General features: G+C 71.2%; 15 protein-coding genes. 10 read left to right on the plus strand and 5 right to left on the minus strand.

Features of this window, described 5'->3' with window-relative positions:
- Positions 1-52 precede the first annotated feature (52 nt).
- Positions 53-2,017 carry an APC family permease gene (locus tag ACFVGW_RS18545; protein WP_385852727.1) on the plus strand — a complete coding sequence of 655 codons (1,965 nt, stop codon included), beginning with the start codon at positions 53-55 and terminating at the stop codon, positions 2,015-2,017.
- A gap of 3 nt (positions 2,018-2,020) precedes the next feature.
- Here ACFVGW_RS18545 and ACFVGW_RS18550 read toward each other — a convergent pair whose 3' ends face one another.
- The gene (locus ACFVGW_RS18550; RefSeq protein ID WP_352187063.1) at positions 2,021-2,611 is read right to left on the minus strand and encodes a hypothetical protein; all 591 of its coding nucleotides are present in this window, start codon (positions 2,609-2,611) and stop codon (positions 2,021-2,023) included.
- A gap of 257 nt (positions 2,612-2,868) precedes the next feature.
- On the opposite strand from ACFVGW_RS18550, the gene hemL reads away from it, so the two are divergent.
- The 8 genes from hemL (at position 2,869) to ACFVGW_RS18590 (ending at position 11,350) form a co-directional block, all read left to right on the plus strand.
- Positions 2,869-4,176, plus strand: coding sequence for a glutamate-1-semialdehyde 2,1-aminomutase (hemL, locus tag ACFVGW_RS18555; protein ID WP_385852728.1), 1,308 nt, complete (start codon positions 2,869-2,871; stop codon positions 4,174-4,176).
- Positions 4,173-4,853 carry a histidine phosphatase family protein gene (locus ACFVGW_RS18560; RefSeq protein WP_352187065.1) on the plus strand — a complete coding sequence of 227 codons (681 nt, stop codon included), beginning with the start codon at positions 4,173-4,175 and terminating at the stop codon, positions 4,851-4,853. Before hemL ends, ACFVGW_RS18560 begins: the two co-directional genes overlap by 4 nt.
- Before the next feature lie 339 nt (positions 4,854-5,192).
- A complete protein-coding gene (locus ACFVGW_RS18565; protein WP_385852729.1) occupies positions 5,193-6,446 on the plus strand; it encodes a hypothetical protein in 1,254 nt (417 codons plus the stop codon).
- A gap of 112 nt (positions 6,447-6,558) precedes the next feature.
- A complete protein-coding gene (locus ACFVGW_RS18570; protein WP_385852730.1) occupies positions 6,559-7,161 on the plus strand; it encodes a TlpA family protein disulfide reductase in 603 nt (200 codons plus the stop codon).
- Positions 7,162-7,165: 4 nt separating this feature from the next.
- Positions 7,166-7,903 carry a cytochrome c biogenesis CcdA family protein gene (locus ACFVGW_RS18575; RefSeq protein WP_385852731.1) on the plus strand — a complete coding sequence of 246 codons (738 nt, stop codon included), beginning with the start codon at positions 7,166-7,168 and terminating at the stop codon, positions 7,901-7,903.
- Between the two features lie 3 nt (positions 7,904-7,906).
- Entirely contained in the window at positions 7,907-9,688 is a 1,782-nt protein-coding gene (locus ACFVGW_RS18580) for a cytochrome c biogenesis protein ResB (RefSeq protein WP_385852732.1), read from the plus strand.
- Positions 9,689-9,699: 11 nt separating this feature from the next.
- Positions 9,700-10,785, plus strand: coding sequence for a c-type cytochrome biogenesis protein CcsB (gene ccsB, locus ACFVGW_RS18585; RefSeq protein WP_385852904.1), 1,086 nt, complete (start codon positions 9,700-9,702; stop codon positions 10,783-10,785).
- 37 nt (positions 10,786-10,822) lie between these two features.
- Complete coding sequence (locus ACFVGW_RS18590; protein WP_385852733.1) at positions 10,823-11,350, plus strand: SRPBCC domain-containing protein; 528 nt, start codon at positions 10,823-10,825, stop codon at positions 11,348-11,350.
- A 127-nt stretch (positions 11,351-11,477) separates the two neighbouring features.
- On the opposite strand, the gene ACFVGW_RS18595 is transcribed toward ACFVGW_RS18590, so the two are convergent.
- Complete coding sequence (locus ACFVGW_RS18595; protein ID WP_385852734.1) at positions 11,478-12,152, minus strand: response regulator; 675 nt, start codon at positions 12,150-12,152, stop codon at positions 11,478-11,480.
- Positions 12,149-13,291 (minus strand): sensor histidine kinase, encoded by a 1,143-nt coding sequence (locus ACFVGW_RS18600; RefSeq protein ID WP_385852735.1) that lies wholly within the window; start codon positions 13,289-13,291, stop codon positions 12,149-12,151. The genes ACFVGW_RS18595 and ACFVGW_RS18600 overlap by 4 nt, the downstream gene beginning before the upstream one ends.
- Positions 13,292-13,414: 123 nt before the next feature.
- Between ACFVGW_RS18600 and ACFVGW_RS18605 the strand changes: the two genes are divergently transcribed.
- Positions 13,415-13,993 (plus strand): RICIN domain-containing protein, encoded by a 579-nt coding sequence (locus tag ACFVGW_RS18605; RefSeq protein WP_352187073.1) that lies wholly within the window; start codon positions 13,415-13,417, stop codon positions 13,991-13,993.
- A 94-nt stretch (positions 13,994-14,087) separates the two neighbouring features.
- Here the strand turns inward: ACFVGW_RS18605 and ACFVGW_RS18610 are convergent, their stop codons facing one another.
- Both ACFVGW_RS18610 and ACFVGW_RS18615 read right to left on the minus strand, forming a co-directional pair.
- Positions 14,088-15,626, minus strand: a complete 1,539-nt coding sequence (locus tag ACFVGW_RS18610) for a hypothetical protein (RefSeq protein WP_385852736.1) — start codon at positions 15,624-15,626, stop codon at positions 14,088-14,090.
- A gap of 4 nt (positions 15,627-15,630) precedes the next feature.
- Positions 15,631-17,688, minus strand: a complete 2,058-nt coding sequence (locus ACFVGW_RS18615; protein ID WP_385852737.1) for a hypothetical protein — start codon at positions 17,686-17,688, stop codon at positions 15,631-15,633.
- Positions 17,689-17,717 lie beyond the last annotated feature (29 nt).

Below are 17,717 nucleotides of genomic sequence, written 5' to 3' on the forward strand. Positions count from 1 at the left end.
TCCCGCGCGGCTTCCGCGCACTACATGGGCATTTGTCCTAACTTCAGCACTTATGAGAGCTGGAAGTGCGGCGAAACGCCTGCTGGTGGGGCGGCCTTTGGACAGCGGCCGGCTCGGCGAGACCCTGCTGCCCAAGCGGCTCGCGCTGCCGATCTTCTGCAGCGACCCGCTCTCCTCCGTCGCGTACGCCACCGAGGAGATCCTGCTCATCCTCGCGCTCGGCGGCCTCGCCGTGCTCCATCTGGCCTGGTACGCGGCGATCGCGATCGTCATCCTGCTGGTGGTCGTCGTCGCCTCCTACCGGCAGACCTGCCACGCCTATCCGGGCGGTGGCGGGGCCTACGTCGTCTCCGCCGAGAACCTGGGCCAGACCGCCGCGCTCACCGCCGCCAGCGCGCTGCTCATCGACTACGTGATGACCGTCGCCGTCTCGGTCGTCTCGGGCGTCGCGGCGCTCACCTCGGCCGCCCCCGCGCTCGACCCGTACGCGGTGGGCCTCTCGGTCACGTGCGTGGTCGTCCTGGCCTGGCTCAATCTGCGCGGGGTCCGTGAGTCGGGGCGCTGGTTCGCCATCCCGACGTACGCCTTCATCGCCACCATCTACCTGATGTTCGCCGTCGCGGCCGTCCGGATGGCGACCGGGTCGACGATCCGCGCCGAGTCGGCCGACCTGCCCATCCACGCCGTCTCGACCTACACGGGCCTCGCGCTCGTCCTGCTCACCATGCGCGCCTTCGCCTCCGGCTGCACGGCGCTGACCGGTGTCGAGGCCATCAGCAACGGCGTGCCCGCCTTCGAGAAGCCCAAGAGCCGCAACGCCGCCACGACCCTCGCGATCATGGGCGCCCTCGCGGTGACCATGTTCTTCGGGATCACCACCCTGGCCATGGTCTACGAGGTGCACGTCGCCGAGGACCCGACCGAACTCGGGCTCGCCCCCGGCACCGCCATGCCGACCGCGCTCGCCCAGATCGGCCGTGCCACCTTCGGCAGCTGGCACTTCCTCTTCTACCTGCTCCAGGCCGTCACAGCGGCCGTCCTGATCATGGCCGCCAACACCGCCTTCAACGGCTTTCCCATGCTCGCGTCCGTCCTCGGCCGCGACCGCTACGCGCCCCGCCAGCTCTTCCACCGCGGCGACCGGCTCGTCTACTCCAACGGCATCGTCCTGCTCTCCCTGGCCGCCATCGCTCTGATCGTCGCCTTCGACGCCAACCTCACCCGCCTCATCCAGCTCTACATCCTGGGTGTCTTCGTCTCCTTCACCCTGTCCCAGGCCGGCATGGTCAAGCACTGGCGGCGAGAACTCGCCACCCCGGCGGGCTCCGGCGAGCGCGGCTCCATCCTGCGCCGTATGGCCATCAACGCCTTCGGTGCCTGCCTGACGGCCGTGGTCCTCGTCATCGTCCTGATCACCAAGTTCACGCACGGCGCCTGGATCGTCGTCATCGCCATGCCCGTCCTGTTCGCCGGCATGAAGGGCGTGCGCCGCCACTACGAGACCGTGGCCGCCGAGGTCGCCGTCGAACCGGGCGCCCGCCCCCGCACGCTCACCGAGAACCACGTCATGGTCCTCGTGGCCTCGGTCAACGCGCCGAGCCTGCGGGCCCTGTCGTACGCGCGGACGCTGCGCCCCGCCTCGCTGACCGCCGTCACCGTCGCCGAGGACCCGGCGGAGGCGGAGGTGCTGCGGGCCACCTGGGAGGCCCACGGCATCGACGTACCCCTGCGGGTGCTCAGCTCTCCGTACCGCTCCGTCGTCCAGCCGGTCCTGCGGCACATCAGGGACGCGCCCGAGCGGACCGAGGACTCGGTGGTGTCGGTCGTCATCCCCGAGTACGTGGTGGGGCACTGGTGGGAGCAGCCGCTGCACAACCAGAGCGCGCTGCGGCTCAAGACGCGGCTGCTGTTCATGAAGAACGTCGTCGTCATCGACGTCCCGTACCGGCTCGCCTCCGCCCGTGAGCTGGCCGCGGAGCGGGCGAAGGCCGCCGAGGCCCGCGAGCGGGAGGGCTGACCCCTACGGCCAGACCAGGCAGTACGGCTGGTGTCCCGCCTCGTGCAGACGGTGCGAGAAGTCCTGCCACTCGTGGAGCAGCTGGTAGACGTTGAACGCGTCGCGCGGGCCGCCGCGGTCCGGGACCGTGGACCAGATGAAGGCCGCCGCGCCGACGGACTCCTCGCCGATGCCGCGCAGCGGGTCGACCACGGTCATGGGCAGCTTCACCACGGCGTAGTCGGGGTGGAGGACCACCAGTTCCAGCGGGGGCACCTTGTGCAGGGGCATGCCCTGGATGCCCGTGAGGACCATCGCGGCTATCGTCTCGGGCTTGATCTTGCTGAACATGCCGCCCATGCCGAGCTCGTCGCCGCCCAGCTCCTCCGGGCGCATCGAGATCGGGACGCGTGCCGCCGTCGCGCCGTCCGGCGCGCCGAAGTACTTGTAGGTCACCCCCAACCGGCCGCCGCCCCCCGTCGTGGGATCCGAGGACCCCGTGGGTCCTGTTGATTGCGTGGGCTCTTCCGTACGCCGTCGCCGGTGCCTCCCCCGCCGGGCAGGCTCGGGACCCAGGTCGTCGGTCCCCTCGCCCAGTCCGCCACCGCGATGCATATCTCCACCCGACTGCTTTTTAGGCAACACGACCCCCGCCGCGCAACCCGATCATCGTGACAGTGACCTCCCCCACGCTCTCGCGGTGAAACACCTGTCCGCAAGAACGTCCGGCCCTCTGACACCATGGATTCCGTGAGCCATCCCTATGACGCCCCAGTTTCGCAGACGCCGGGGATCGACGCCCCGGCGTGATGCGCGGGGTGCTCACGCCCGTACCGTAGTACTCGCAGCCGTACTCGCAGGTCAGGACCACAGTGCCGTATTCATACGAAGCCCCAGTCTCACAGACGCTTTTCGACCGCGCGTCCCTCGTGACGCCAGGCGGCGTGAACTCACCGGTGCGCGCCTTCCGGGCCGTGGGCGGAACGCCCCGGTTCATGGTGTCCGGTACCGGCCCGTACCTCACCGACGCGGACGGCCGGGAGTACGTCGACCTCGTCTGCTCGTGGGGGCCGATGATTCTCGGCCATGCCCACCCCGAGGTCATCGCGGCGGTGCAGGCCGCCGTCGCCCACGGCACCTCTTTCGGCACGCCCGGGGAGGGTGAGGTCGCCCTCGCCGAGGAGATCGTCGCCCGGATCGAGCCCGTCGAGCAGGTTCGGCTGGTTTCCTCCGGTACGGAAGCCACGATGTCCGCGATCCGGCTCGCCCGGGGCTTCACCGGCCGGGCGAAGGTCGTGAAGTTCGCCGGCTGCTACCACGGGCACGTGGACGCGTTGCTGGCCGCCGCCGGCTCCGGTGTGGCCACCTTCGGCCTGCCCGACACGCCCGGCGTGACCGGCGCGCAGGCGGGGGACACCATCGTCCTGCCGTACAACGACCTGGAGGCGGTCCGGGCCGCGTTCGCCGCGCACCCCGGTGAGATCGCCTGCGTGATCACCGAGGCGTCGCCCGGCAACATGGGCGTCGTCCCGCCGCTGGACGGCTTCAACGCCGGCCTCAAGCAGCTCTGCTCCGAGAACGGCGCCCTGTACATCTCCGACGAGGTCATGACCGGCTTCCGGACCTCCCGCGCCGGCTGGTACGGCGTCGACGGGGTGAAGCCCGACCTGATGACGTTCGGCAAGGTCATGGGCGGCGGCTTCCCCGCCGCGGCCTTCGGCGGCCGCGCCGACGTCATGGGGCACCTCGCGCCGGCCGGCCCGGTGTACCAGGCGGGCACCCTCTCCGGTAACCCGATCGCGACCGCCGCGGGCCTCGCGCAGCTGCGCCTGCTCGACGCCGCCGCGTACGCCCGGGTCGACGCCGTCTCGAAGGAGATCCAGGAGCTCGTCACCGGCGCGCTCACCAAGGAGGGTGTGGCGCACCGGCTGCAGACCGCCTCCAACATGTTCTCCGTCTTCTTCACGGCCGACGAGGTGCGGAACTACGACGACGCGAAGACGCAGGAGGCGTTCCGCTTCAACGCGTTCTTCCACTCGATGCTCGCCGACGGCGTCTACCTGCCGCCGTCCGCCTTCGAGTCGTGGTTCGTCTCCACGGCCCACGACGAGCGTGCGATCGAGCGGATCGCCGCCGCGCTGCCCGCCGCCGCGCGCGCCGCCGCGGAGGCCACCGCATGAGCGCCTCCGACATCACGGTCGTCCACCTGGTCCGCCACGGTGAGGTGCACAACCCCGACGGAGTCCTCTACGGCCGCCGCTCCGGCTACCACCTCTCCGAGCTGGGCCGGCAGATGGCCGACCGGGTCGCCGAGCACCTGGCCGACCGGGACGTCACGTACGTCGTGGCGTCCCCGTTGGAGCGTGCGCAGGAGACGGCGCAGCCCGTCGCCAAGGGCCACGGCCTTGACCTGGCCACGGACGAGCGGCTCATCGAGGCGGGCAACGTCTTCGAGGGCAAGACCTTCGGTGTCGGCGACGGCGCGCTGCGCAAGCCGGGCAACTGGAAGCACCTCACCAACCCGTTCAAGCCGTCCTGGGGCGAGCCGTACGTCGAGCAGGTCGTACGGATGATGGGCGCGCTGGACGCGGCGAAGGACGCGGCGCGGGGGCACGAGGCGGTCTGTGTCAGCCATCAGCTGCCGATCTGGATCGTGCGGAGCTTCGTGGAGAAGCGGCGACTGTGGCACGACCCGCGGCGGCGGCAGTGCACGCTGGCCTCCCTGACCTCGTTCACGTACCAGGGCGACAAGATCGTCTCGGTCGGGTACAGCGAGCCGGCGCGGGACCTGGTGCCCGCGCATCTGCTCGCGGGCGCGAAGCCGGTGAAGGGGAAATCGAAGGCGTTCGGCGCGTGAGCGCTCCGCGGGGAGAGCGGTAACCGGGCTGCGGGGTGGTCTGCTGCGGGCCGGTGGGGGCTGGTCGCGCAGTTTCCCGCGCCTCTTCGGGGCCCTTCAGCGCAGTTCCCCGCGCCCCTTCGGGGCTCTTCGCGCAGTTCCCCGCGCTCCTTCGGGGGCGGCCCGCGTTCGGGTGGGTGCTTCATGGGTACACCCTCAGGGCGATCGGATGACGTGCAGTCATCTGGTCGCCCTGAAATTTTTGTGCTAATTCCCGGAACCTCCCCGTTCCTCCCGGCATCTCACTCATTGTCGGTTTGGATGACCGGCCGGTCGTACGTACACGCGAATGGGGACGTCATGCGCGGGATCACTCGAAGGGGACTTCTCGGGGCGGGTGTTGGTGCCGCCGCCGCGATCGGGATCGCGGGATGCAGCGACAACGGGTCCGGCAAATCTGGCAATTCGGGCGCCGGTAAGGGTGGTGACGCCTCGGGAACCCCGGGCAACCCGACGCCCACCAAGGAAGAGGCCCGGCTCATAGGCGACGGTTCCACGTCCGACACCGGGAAGCAGCCGAACCAGCCCGACGCCCCCGTCCCGCTCGAACCGGGCCAGACCCCGCCGCAGTTCGTGATCTTCTCCTGGGACGGTGCCGGCGAGGTCGGCAACGGCCTCTTCCCGCGCTTCCTCGAACTCGCCAGGAACCACGACGCCGCGATGACCTTCTTCCTCTCCGGGATCTACCTCCTGCCGGAGTCGAAGAAGAGCCTCTACCGCCCGCCGAACAACCGCGTCGGAGCCTCCGACATCGGCTACCTCACCGACGACCACATCAAGGACACGCTCAAGAACGTCCGCCAGGCCTGGCTCGACGGACACGAGATCGGCACCCACTTCAACGGCCACTTCTGCGCCGGCTCCGGCTCGGTCGGCAACTGGACCCCGGCCCAGTGGCAGAGCGAGGTCGACCAGGCCGTGAAGTTCGTCACCGAGTGGAAGACCAACAGCGGCTGGACCGACCTCGACCCGCTGCCCTTCGACTACCGCAAGGAGCTGATCGGCGGCCGCACCCCCTGCCTCCTCGGCCAGGACAACCTGCTGCCCACCGCGAAGCGCCTGGGCTGGCGCTACGACGCCAGCTCGCCCGGCGGCCGGCAGATGTGGCCCGTCAAGCGCCAGGGCATCTGGGACCTCCCGCTGCAGGCCGTGCCGTTCCCCGGCCACTCCTTCGAGGTCCTCTCGATGGACTACAACATCCTCGCCAACCAGTCGAAGAACACCACCAAGGGCGTGCCCTCGCGCTACCCGGGCTGGCGCAAGCAGGCCACCAAGGCGTACCTCAACGGGTTCGAGCGCGCGTACGAGTCCAACCGGGCACCGTTCTTCATAGGCAACCACTTCGAGCAGTGGAACGGCGGCATCTACATGGACGCCGTCGAGGAGTCCCTCAAGGCCATGGCGGGCAAGAAGGACGTCCGGCTGGTCTCGTTCCGCCAGTTCGTGGACTGGCTGGACGTGCAGGACCCGGCGATCCTCGCCAAGCTCCGTACGCTCGAGGTCGGACAGTCCCCGGCCGGCGGATGGAACACCTTCCTCAAGGCCACCGCGTAGCGATCGGGGGCGCTTGGCCCTCGTACGTCCCTTAAGCCCCCTTGACAAGGGGCTTTACGGGCAGCCAGGGGGGCGCCCAAGATCCCCCAAACGCCCATGCGAAACTTTTCACATGAGCCTTAGCCGCGCCCCTCGACGCACCCTGCTCGCCGTCGGAACCCTGTCGGCGGCCCTCGCTCTGTCGGCCTGCAGCTCGGACTCCAACGGCAAGTCGGGCGGCGGCGGAACCAACTTCGTGACCAACACGGGCGGTATCTCCACCGTCGCCAAGGGCGAGCGCGAGGCGCCCAACGCGATCGCGGGCGAGACGCTGGAGGGCGGGAAGCTCGACCTCGCCGACCTCAAGGGCAAGGTCGTCGTGTTGAACGTCTGGGGCTCCTGGTGCCCGCCCTGCCGCGCCGAGGCCCCGAACTTCACCAAGGTCGCGAACGACCTCAAGGCCAAGGGTGCGGAGTTCGTCGGGATCAACACCCGCGACTTCAACAAGCAGCCCGCGCTCGCCTTCGAAGAGGACTACGAGGTCCCGTACCCGAGCCTCTACGACCCGCACGGCAAGCTGATCCTCAACGGCTTCCCCAAGGGCACGCTCAACCCGCAGGCCATTCCCTCCACCGTCGTCCTCGACAAGGAGGGGAAGATCGCCGCCCGCTCCCTCATGGCCCTCGACGAGAAGAAGCTCCGCTCGATGATCGAGCCGCTTCTCGCGGAGAAGTGATCCGGTGAACGAGACGGTCCTCAGCGGGGCGCTCCTCCTTGCCCTGCCCATCGCCGTCCTCGGCGGCCTGGTCTCCTTCTTCTCCCCGTGCGTCCTGCCGCTCGTCCCCGGCTACCTGAGTTACGTGACCGGCGTCACCGGCACCGACCTGGCCGAGGCCAAGCGCGGCCGGATGGCGGGCGGGGCCGCGCTCTTCGTCCTCGGCTTCACCGCCGTGTTCGTCTCGGGAGGCGCCCTCTTCGGCGGCTTCGGCAGCGCCCTGCAGAGCCACCGCGAGATCATCTCCAAGGTGCTCGGAGCCCTGACGATCGTGCTCGGCGCCTTCTTCATGGGTGCGATGCCCTGGCTCACCCGACGCGAGTTCCGCTTCCACAAGCGGCCCGTGACCGGACTGCTCGGCGCCCCCATGCTGGGCGTGCTGTTCGGCCTCGGCTGGGTTCCCTGCATCGGCCCGACCCTCGCCGCCGTCCTCGCGCTCGCCTCCAACGAGGCCAGCGCCGGCCGCGGCGCCGTACTCACCGTCGCCTACTGTCTGGGCCTCGGCCTGCCCTTCATCCTCACCGCGATCGCCTTCCGACGGGCGCTCGGCGCCTTCGGCTGGGTGAAGCGGCATTATGTCTGGGTCATGCGCATCGGCGGCATCATGCTGATCGCAACCGGCCTGCTGCTCGTCACCGGAGCCTGGGATCGCATCGTGTCCGAGATGCAGGTCTGGACTGCCGGCTTCACCCCGGGGATCTGACCCATGACCCACACCAGCCCGAGCGACACGAACGCGAGCGAGACGAACGCGAGCGAGACGAACGCGAGCGAGGCCGAGGAGCGCGCGGATCTCGGCGCCGCGGGCTCGCAGCTCTCCACCGCGCCCCGCGAGGAGAGCGCCATCGGCGGCCCCACCCTCGGGGTCGTCGGCTGGATCCGCTGGTTCTGGCGCCAGCTCACCTCCATGCGGGTGGCGCTGATCCTGCTCTTCCTGCTCTCCCTCGGGGCGATCCCCGGCTCGCTCATCCCGCAGACCAGCGCGGACGAGCTGAAGGTGCAGACCTTCCAGAAGGCCCACCCCACGCTCACGCCGATCTACGAGAAGCTCCAGCTCTTCGACGTCTACAGCTCGGTGTGGTTCTCCGCGATCTACATACTGCTGTTCGTCTCCCTCATCGGCTGCATCGTGCCCCGCAGCTGGCAGTTCGTCGGCCAGCTCCGCGGCCTGCCGCCCGCCGCCCCCGGCCGTCTGACCCGGCTGCCCGCGTACACGACCTGGCGTACGGAGGCCGAGCCCGAGCAGGTCCGCGCGGCCGCGCTCGCCCTGCTCAAGGGCCGACGGTTCCGCGCGCACACCGTCAAGGACGCCGTCTCCGCCGAGAAGGGCTACCTCCGCGAGGCGGGGAACCTGGCCTTCCACATCGCGCTGATCGTGATGCTGGTGGCCTTCGCCTGGGGACAGCTCTTCAAGTCCGAGGGCGGCAAGCTGATCGTCGAGGGCGACGGCTTCTCCAACACGCTCACGCAGTACGACGACTTCAAGTCGGGCTCCCTCTACAGCACCGACGACCTCGCCCCGTTCGGCTTCCAGCTGGACAGCTTCACCGGTACGTACGAGAAGAGCGGCCCGCAGCGCGGCACCCCGCGCACCTTCGAGGCCGCCGTCACGTACGCCGAGGCGGGCGGCAAGGACAAGAAGGCGGTCATCCGGGTCAACGAGCCGCTGAAGGTCGGCGGCTCCAAGGTCTATCTGATCGCCCACGGGTACGCGCCCGTCGTCACCGTCAAGGACGGCCGCGGCAAGGTCGTCTTCCACGGCGCGGTCCCGCTGCTGCCGTTCGACAACAACATCACCTCCACCGGCGCGATCAAGGTGATGGACGGCTACCGCGACAAGAACGGCAAGAAGGAGCAGTTGGGCTTCCAGGCCTTCTTCGTGCCGACCTTCGCGGGCGCCGGCAAGGGGAGCATGTTCTCGCAGTTCCCCGCGCTCGACTTCCCCGTCATGGCGCTCACCGGCTACCACGGCGACCTGCGCGTCGACTCCGGTCTGCCGCAGAACGTGTACCAGCTCGACACCTCCAAGATGAAGCAGTTCAAGGTCGCGGGCGGGACCGGCGTCGCGCAGCGGATGCTGCCCGGCGAGACCATGACCCTGCCCGACGGTGCCGGCTCGATCACCTTCGAGAAGGACATCAAGGAGTGGGCGAGCTTCCAGGTCTCCCAGCAGCCGGGCAACGGCCTCGCCCTCGCGGGCGCGATCGCGGCGATCGCGGGCCTCACCGGCTCGCTCTTCATCCAGCGCCGCCGGGTCTGGGTGCGGGCCGTACGGGGGAAGGACGGCGTCACCGTCGTCGAGATGGCGGGTCTTGGCCGGAGCGAGTCCGCCAAGCTCCCCGAGGAACTGGCCGGACTCGCGGCCACGCTCCACGCACAGGCGCCGACCGCGCCGGAAGCCGAACGGGCGGACGCCGAACCGGCGGAACCCGCAGAACCCGCAGAACCTGCCGAAGCCGAAGCAGAAGCCGAAGGGGCTGAGAAGTGAATCTCGCCGCCGTGAGTCTCGCCGCCGAGACCAACGAGAGCCTGGCGCGGATGAGCGACATGCTCATCTACTCGTCGATGGCCGTCTACACCCTGGCCTTCTTCGCGCACATCGCCGAGTGGGTGCTGGGCAGCCGGAGCAAGGTCGGCCGTACGGCCGCAGCGCTGACCGCCCAGGCGAAGACGACCGCTTCCGCCCCCGCCGTCCAGGTCAGGACGGCCGGCGGAGGCACCGCCGTACTCGACAAGCCCACCGTCGTCACCCGGTCGGGCGCGGGCGCCCGCGACGTCCCCGACGGCCCCGGCGCGGCCGGCGGCACGGTCAAGGGCGATCTGTACGGCCGTATCGCCGTCTCGCTGACCGCGCTCGCGTTCCTCGTCGAGGCGTCGGGCGTGATCGCCCGGGCGCTCGCCGTGCAGCGGGCGCCCTGGGGCAACATGTACGAGTTCTCCACCACGTTCTCCACCGTGGCGGTCGGCGCGTACCTCGGCTTCCTCGTCGCCCGGAAGAACGTCCGCTGGATCGGTCTGCCGCTGGTCACGACGGTCCTGCTCGACCTGGGTCTGGCCACGACCTGGCTGAAGACCCCCAGCGACCAGCTGGTCCCCGCGCTCGACTCGTACTGGCTGTGGATCCACGTCTCCACCGCGATCTTCTGCGGCGCGGTCTTCTACCTCGGCGCGGTCGCCACCCTGCTGTACCTCTTCCGCGACTCGTACGAGAACAAGCTCGCGACCGGCGGCAACCCGGGTTCCTTCGCCCGTTCCGTCCTGGAGCGGCTGCCGTCGGCGGCCTCGCTCGACAAGTTCTCCTACCGGGTGAACGCGGCGATCTTCCCGCTGTGGACCTTCACGATCATCGCCGGCGCGATCTGGGCCGGCGACGCGTGGGGCCGCTACTGGGGCTGGGACGCCAAGGAGGTCTGGTCGTTCATCACGTGGGTCGGTTACGCGGCGTACCTGCACGCGCGGGCGACGGCGGGCTGGAAGGGCCGCAAGGCCGCGTACATCGCGCTCATCGCCTTCGGTTGCTTCCTCTTCAACTACTACGGCGTCAACATCTTCGTGACCAGCAAGCACTCGTACGCGGGCGTCTGAGCTGGCACGGCGCCCGCCCCGGCGTGACGCTTGAGGTATGAGCGAGATACCCCGGGGCAGGTGCGAGACCCATGACGGCAACCTGCATCACCTGCGGTACGTGATCGACCTGCCCCATCCGGTGGTGCGGGTCTGGGCGGCCGTCGCGACACCTGAGGGGCTGCCGCAGTGGCTCTGCGCGGCGGATCCGCTGGAGCCGAGGCTCGGCGGAGCGGTGACGCTGCGCTGGCTGAACGGTGACACGGAGGTCTCCGGGCAGGTGACGGCCTGGGACCCGGAGTACGTGGCGGAGTACACGGTCGGCCCGTCGCACGGCCGGATCCGGTTCCATCTGGAACCGGCCGGTGGCGGCGGGACGACCGTTCTGCGTTTCACCAACGAGTTCCGGGCGACGCACGAAGAGAAGCTGGACGTCATGGCGGGGTGGCACGACCACTTCGAGCGGCTGTCGGACGCGCTGGAGGGCAGGCCCACGGACTGGCGGGACTGGTCGCCCGACCGCTGGCAGCACCTGCGCGAGCTGTACGTACGGGACGACGCGCCGTGGCCCAAGTGGGAGCCGTGAGCGGCCCGGCGTGACCCGGCCCGGCGTGACCCGGCCCGGCGTGACCCGGCCCGGCGGGGGACCCGGCCCGGCGTGACCCGGCCCGGCTGTGACCCGGCCCGGCGTGACCGTGCTCGGCCCCCGCCGGTCACGGCAGGGCGTCGAGGCCGTCCTCCCGGACCCGGACCGCCAGGTCGATCTTGGTGTGGGCGGGGCGGCCCGCGCGCTGGTACTTCTCCTTGACCTGATCGAGGTAGTACTTGGCGGTGTTCGGGCTGATCCGGGCCCGGCGGGCCGTCGCCTTGAGCGTCAGCCCGGAGGCGTAGTCGAGAAGGACCTGCAGCTCGCGCGGGGCGAGCCGGGGGCGCTCGGGGCGCGTGTCGTGCGCCAGCGCGAAGGCCAGCTCGGGGGAGTGGACGCGGCCTTCGGAGGCGACCTCGCCGATCGCGGTCACGAGGGAGTCCAGGGCGTGGTCCTTGGTCAGATAGCCGTCCGCCCCGGCGGAGAACGCGACGACGACGCGGGACCGGTCGGCGACCGTGCTGATGACGAGGACGCGCGGCCCCGCCGCCCGCAGCCTGCGGACGTTCTCCTCGGCCACGGAGCCGTCCCGCAGGACCAGGTCGAGCAGGACCACGTCCGCGTGCCGGCCGGGGCCGGCGAGCAGCTCGTCCACGGTGGCCGCGCAACCGAGCATGCGGAGCTGCGGCACCGCGTCCAGCCAGGAGCACAGCCCGTCGAGCAGCATCCGGTCGTCGTCGACCGCCGCCACGCGGGTGACGGCCCCGGCCGCCCCGGCCGCCCGGTTCTCCGTGTCGTTCACGCCGGCCATCGCAGTTCCACCCGGGTGCCCTCGTCCGGGGCGCTGTCCACCTCGGCCGTGCCGCCTATCTCCCGCATCCGGGCGCGCACCGACCGCCGCAGCCCCGTCCCCGTCCCCGTCCCGCGCCCGCCCACCAGCGCCGCGTCGACGTCGAAGCCCCGCCCGCGGTCCACGACGGTGACCGTGATGCCGTTGCCCCGCCCGGTCGCCGTGAGGTATGCGGCCTGGGTCCCGGCGTGGTGCCGTACGTTGTTCAGCGCCTCCGTCGCCGCGGCGGACAGCGCGGCCGCCACCGGCCCCGGAAGCGCGGGCAGTTCGTGGTACTGGGCGGTGACCGTGAGGCCGAGGCACTCCGCGGCGGCCACCACGTCCTCCAGAGCCTCGCCCGTCGGCACCTCGGCACCCCGCTTCTCGTCGCCCGCCCCCGCCCCCGCCTCCGTCTCCGCCTCGTCCGAACGCTGGACCAGCCGGCGGAGATAGGCGGCCTCCCGGGCGCACCGCTCCCGCACCCCCGACGTGTTGGCGTCCACGCGGCCGGAGGCGATCGTGGTCAGCGTGGCCAGGACCGTGTCGTGCAGGGCTCGGTGGTGGGCCATCCGCTCGGCCTGCCGGGCCCGTTCGGCCTCGGCCCGTACGGCCTGCTCGCGCGCCTCGTCGAGCAGGGTGCCCTGGCGGTGCAGGTACCACCAGAAGACGCGGGCCATCACGGCGGAGGAGACCACCGACATGAGGTGCCCGGTCAACGGCCGTGCCGTGTCCGACTGCAGCTGGGCGGTCAGGTGGGAGACGAGGATCAGGGCCACCGCGCAGGCCCCCTGGCGTGCGCTCAGCCCGGCGGCCGCCGCCGCGGCGGCCGACCCGCCCAGCAGCAGTGGCCAGAACCCCGGCTCCGGCACGTGCCCGCCGCTCGCCCACAGCATCGCGTGCGGCAGCAGACAGCCCGTCAGCAGCACGTCGGTCCAGACGAGACGCGGGCCGAACCCGCCCTGGGCGTATCCCTTCCCGTACAGCAACAGGCTGGTGCCCAGGGCCACCCCGAGGAGCGCCCGGACGACACCCCCGGCGGCGGGGGCGTGCACGAGGGCGGTGATGCCGGCCGTCAGATGACTCGCCCGGTACAGACCGGTGGCGAGAAGCATGAACCGCTGCGCCCGTTGCAGCCCTGACCCCACCCAAACCCCCCTGAAAAGACGGGTACCGGGGGGTCAGTTGATCTCGCTAGCTTCCTTGGCGTCAAGGCAATCCCCAGCCAGGAGGAAAACGTGGCTCGAAGAACGTTCCGACGGCTCGGCAGGCATGGATTCGTGGCCTCGCTGGTCGCGCTCTTCACCCTGCTGATCCCGACGGCGGCACACGCCGACTACAACCCGAACGTGCGCTACACGAGTACGCCGTACAACGCGGCCATCCACGAGATCCGGGCGTCCTACAGCTGGCAGTGCCTGGACATCCGCGGGGAGTCGACCAGCGTCGGCGCGGTGATCCAGAGGTACGACTGCAAGGGCCAGCACCACCAGCGCTTCGTCTTCTACCCGATGGGCGGGGAGAACTTCGCCGTCGGCACCTACGGCGGCGCCATGTGCCTGGGCACCCCGAACGCGAGCAAGGCCCCGGGGACCGGCGTCATCCAGGCCACGGGCGGCAACTGCCTGACCCTGCGCTGGCAGGACCGCGGCTCCAACCACTGGGAGATGGTCGAGGTGGGCACCGGCCAGTGTCTGCTCGACACCGGACGGCGCAGCCAGGTGGTGCTCGGTGCCTGTGGCGGCGTCGGCGAGCCCTGGCCGTCGCTGTGGACCCCGAGGTTCGACCGCTACTTCAACTACCCGGGCGGCTTCTAGCCCGGGGGCGGCCGCCGGGTACCGGTCCGTACCCGGCGGCCCCCGCCTCCGGCGATCCCCCGCCTCCGACATCCGCCGGCGGTCGACGTCCGGCCTAGCCCCTCCTCGGCGGGAGGCAGTTCCCGGCCGGGGGGCGGCCCTCCGGCCAGGCGATCTGGACGAATCTCTGCGAGCCGTCCTGGGCCAGCTCCACGATCGGGACCGCCTTGTTGAACGGGTTGCCGAAGTTGTCCAGGCAGATCCAGCCGCTCGCGCCGTCGACCCGGAGCGAGCCCTTCACCTGCGGCCACTGGGTGACCACGTCCGCCGCCTCCGGGTACTGGGCGCCCCGCGGGGTCGCCTGGCGGATCGCGTGGACCGCCGTCGCCATCGCGTCGTACGCCACGATCGCCTGGCCGTCCGCGAGCGGGACCGGCTTCGTCGTGGCCTTCGTGACGTCCGCGAGGAACGTGTCGTACGCGGCGGTCGAACCGCCCGTGCTCGGGACCGGGCGTCCGGGTGCCGGCTTCCAGGCGTCGGGGTGCGCGAGCGAGGCGTAGCGGACGGTCAGCTTCGCCTTCAGCGCGGCCCGGTTGAGCTTGCTGTCGCCGCCGAGGTACGAGCCCTCGTCACCGGTCAGGATCGTGAACTGGCGCTCCGCGCAGCCCCGCGCGCCGAGGGCGTTGATGAACTGCCGCAGCTGTGTGTGGCGGCCGGCGAAGAAGACCGTCTCCGCCCTCGTGTCGCAGATCAGATGCGTGATCTGGCGGAAGGTGTTCGCCGTGGTGCCCTCCTCCGTCGGGTCCGCGGGCGAGGTGAAGAGCTGCGGCTCGTACGGGGCGCCCTTGAGGGAGGTCGTGAAGGCCGCCTTCAGCGTGTCCGTGTAGTGGTCGCCGGTCCGGGTGTCCTGGACGAGCAGCGCCTTCGCCCCCTCGACCTTCCCGAAGTGGGCCAGCGCCTTGGCCTCGTCGCCGTTGGTGGGGGAGACGCGGGCCAGGCCGGGGTAGCGGTTCTTGCCGGCGCCGGGGCCGTTGGCGATGTCGTCGGCGGTGATCGTGGTGCCGACGACGGCGACGCCCGCGTCCGTCAGGGCCGTCACCGCCTCCCGTATCTCGGTCGAGGAGGTGGCGACGCCGCTGACCGCCCGCAGCCGGTCGGGACCGTCCTTCATCGCCGTCAGCCGGTCGACCGTCGTCCGCCAGTGGGCGTTCCCCTTGCCGGTGTTGGCGAGGACGAGCCTGATCTTCGGAGTCTCGTTGTTGGACTCGTGGTTGGCCCGGTACTGGCGGGCGTAGGCGCCGACGACCTCGTGCAGCACCTTCACCCGTAAGCCGCTGTCCGTCGAGGTGAGCGGCAGCAGCAGGGCGACCGTCGCGTACTCGTCGGCCTTCAGGGCGCGGTTCTCGTCGCGGATCCGCCCGGCGATCTCGGTCAGCGCCGGGACGCCGAAGTCGAAGCCGTCGCCGTTGACACCTATGCACTCGGCGCTGCCGGCGGGCCGCTCCACCCCGGCGGCGCAGGAACGGTCCTGCGGGGTGGTGGCGCGGTCGATCGCGTACCCGGCCAGTGAGCCGACGACGGCGAGGGCGATCGCGGACGTGAGGATCTTCTGACGGGTGGTGTGCCAGAGCCGGTAGCGCAGCGGGCTGACCATGGCCTCAGACTCCGTTCTCCGCACCGGGCGGGAGCGAGAGCCCCCGCCAGGCGCGGATGTCCCTCGGCCAGTGGGTGGCCGCGTCCCAGAGCGGACTGTTTCCCGTCCGATGGCGGCCGGAGAGCTGGCGCAGCTCGTGCGTCAGCCTGTCGGTCACGTCCTCGTCGGGCAGCGCGAGCGGATCGGTGAGCAGCCATACGGCGTGCAGCAACCGTCGCAGGCTCAGATGGAGTTCGACGGTGTCGTCGTCGTACGCGGTGGGCAGGGACTCGCCGGACTCCTGGCCGAGGGCGATCGCCCGCCGCGCGTCGGGACCGGTGCGGCCCCTGTCGCGCGGGTACGGCGCCGAGGCGATGAACCGCAGCCTGCCGAGCCAGCCGAGGACGTCCGCGTCGGGGAAGGTGACCCGCAGATGGGTCACGGCGTCGTCGGTGCGCCCGAGCGCCAGCTCCTGGTGCAGCAGGTACGGGACGGGGCCGGTGGCGTAGTGCCGGTGCAGGGTCTCGTGGACGGCCCGCCAGGTCGCGTACTCCTCCCCGTCCTCGAAGCGGAGCCGGTGCAGGAGCAGGGCGCGCAGCAGCGGGTCGGCGACGAAGTGCTCGGGGCCCTCCGGCCAGTCCTCGGCGCGCAGCAGGTCCCGGACGCGCAGGGCGGTGTCGCCTTCGAGGGACTCGCCGCGCAGCCGCGTCCGGGCGAGCAGCCGGGCCGACTCCTCGTCGTGGGCGGCGGCGAGCACGGCGAAGGGGCCGTGCCGCAGGCCCGGCAGGAGCTCTTCGAGGAGGGTGGGGGCGACCGGCACCGGGGCGCTGTCCTCGCGCAGCTCCACCGTGAGGTCGAGCAGGGCACCGGGGGTCAGCGAGGGTTTCCGGGCGGCGGGCACCTCGCCCGCGGCCCGGCCGAGCAGAACCACTCCGAGCGGACGTCCGCCGGTCAGCCGGTGGACGGCACGGGCCAGTTCGGCCGGTGTCCGGCCCGCCGGGTCGAAGCGGTCGAAGGCGCTCTGCGCCTGGGCGGGCGACAGCGGGGGCAGCTCGACGGCGAGGATGCCGGAGGTGACGTCCGCGCCCCGGGGGCAGGGCGCGCGGTGCGCGGTCTCGGGCAGGCGCAGCCGGGCCGCGTGCCGGATGCCGTCGTGGTCGCGGACCCGGGAGGCGGCGATGACGACGACCCGGTCGCGACGCCCGTCGGCGCGGGCCCGCAGAATCGGTTCGACCAGCCGTCGGCCGAGCGGCTCGTGGGCGTTGTCGAGCAGCAGGACGGGTCGGCCGCGGCGGGCGCCGCGGTTGGCGAGGCCGGTGAAGGCGCGGACCAGGTCCTCGACGAGCGCGCCGACGAGGAAGTCCTCGGCCTCGCGGCGGCGCCGGCCGCCCTGCTCGAAGTCCATCGCGAGCTGCTGGAGCCCGGCCTTGCCGCGGCCGCCGGCGTTGCGGTAACTCCCGTACCAGCTCTCCGCCTTCTGCTGGAAGCGGCCGAACACCTCCTCGAGGACGGTCTCGACGGTCGCCTCGGCGAGCAGCCCGGCCATCGGTGCGGTGGCCTCGGCGAAGTTGGCGGCGAGCTTGGTGAGGACCTTGGTGACCCAGTTCGCGGCGGCGCCCTTGGCCGCGTCGACGGTCGCGAGGACCGGTCCGAGGCGCTGGAGATCGCGCCGGGCCCGCTCGTCGTCCTCCTGCGACCAGCTGATGGACGCGACGGCGACCAGCCCGAGCGAGAGGCGCGGGAACTGGACGGGCCGCGCCGCGAGCACCCGGGGTGCCAGCTGTACGGCGAGTTCGGCGAGCGCCCCGGTGAGAGGGTTCCAGCCGGGGCCGTGGTCGGCGGGCGGTTCGATGTGCGTGCAGTCGATCAGGGCGAGCGGGGTGGCCTCCTTGTAGGCGTTGCGGATCTGCTTGAGCAGCGCGGTCTTGCCCATGCCCCGGCCGCCGGTGAAGACGGTGACGGGCGGGTCGTCGCCGTGTTCGTACGCGGTGCGGGCGTAGCGGTGCGGGGACAGTCCGACGAGCCGCGCGGCGAGTCCGGAATCCTGGAAGACCGCCTCGCGGCCGTACAGCTCTCTGTCCACGTGTCGTTACCCCCGTCACGCCACTTGTC

This window comes from Streptomyces sp. NPDC127129 (genome assembly GCF_042671585.1).
Classification (GTDB): domain Bacteria; phylum Actinomycetota; class Actinomycetes; order Streptomycetales; family Streptomycetaceae; genus Streptomyces.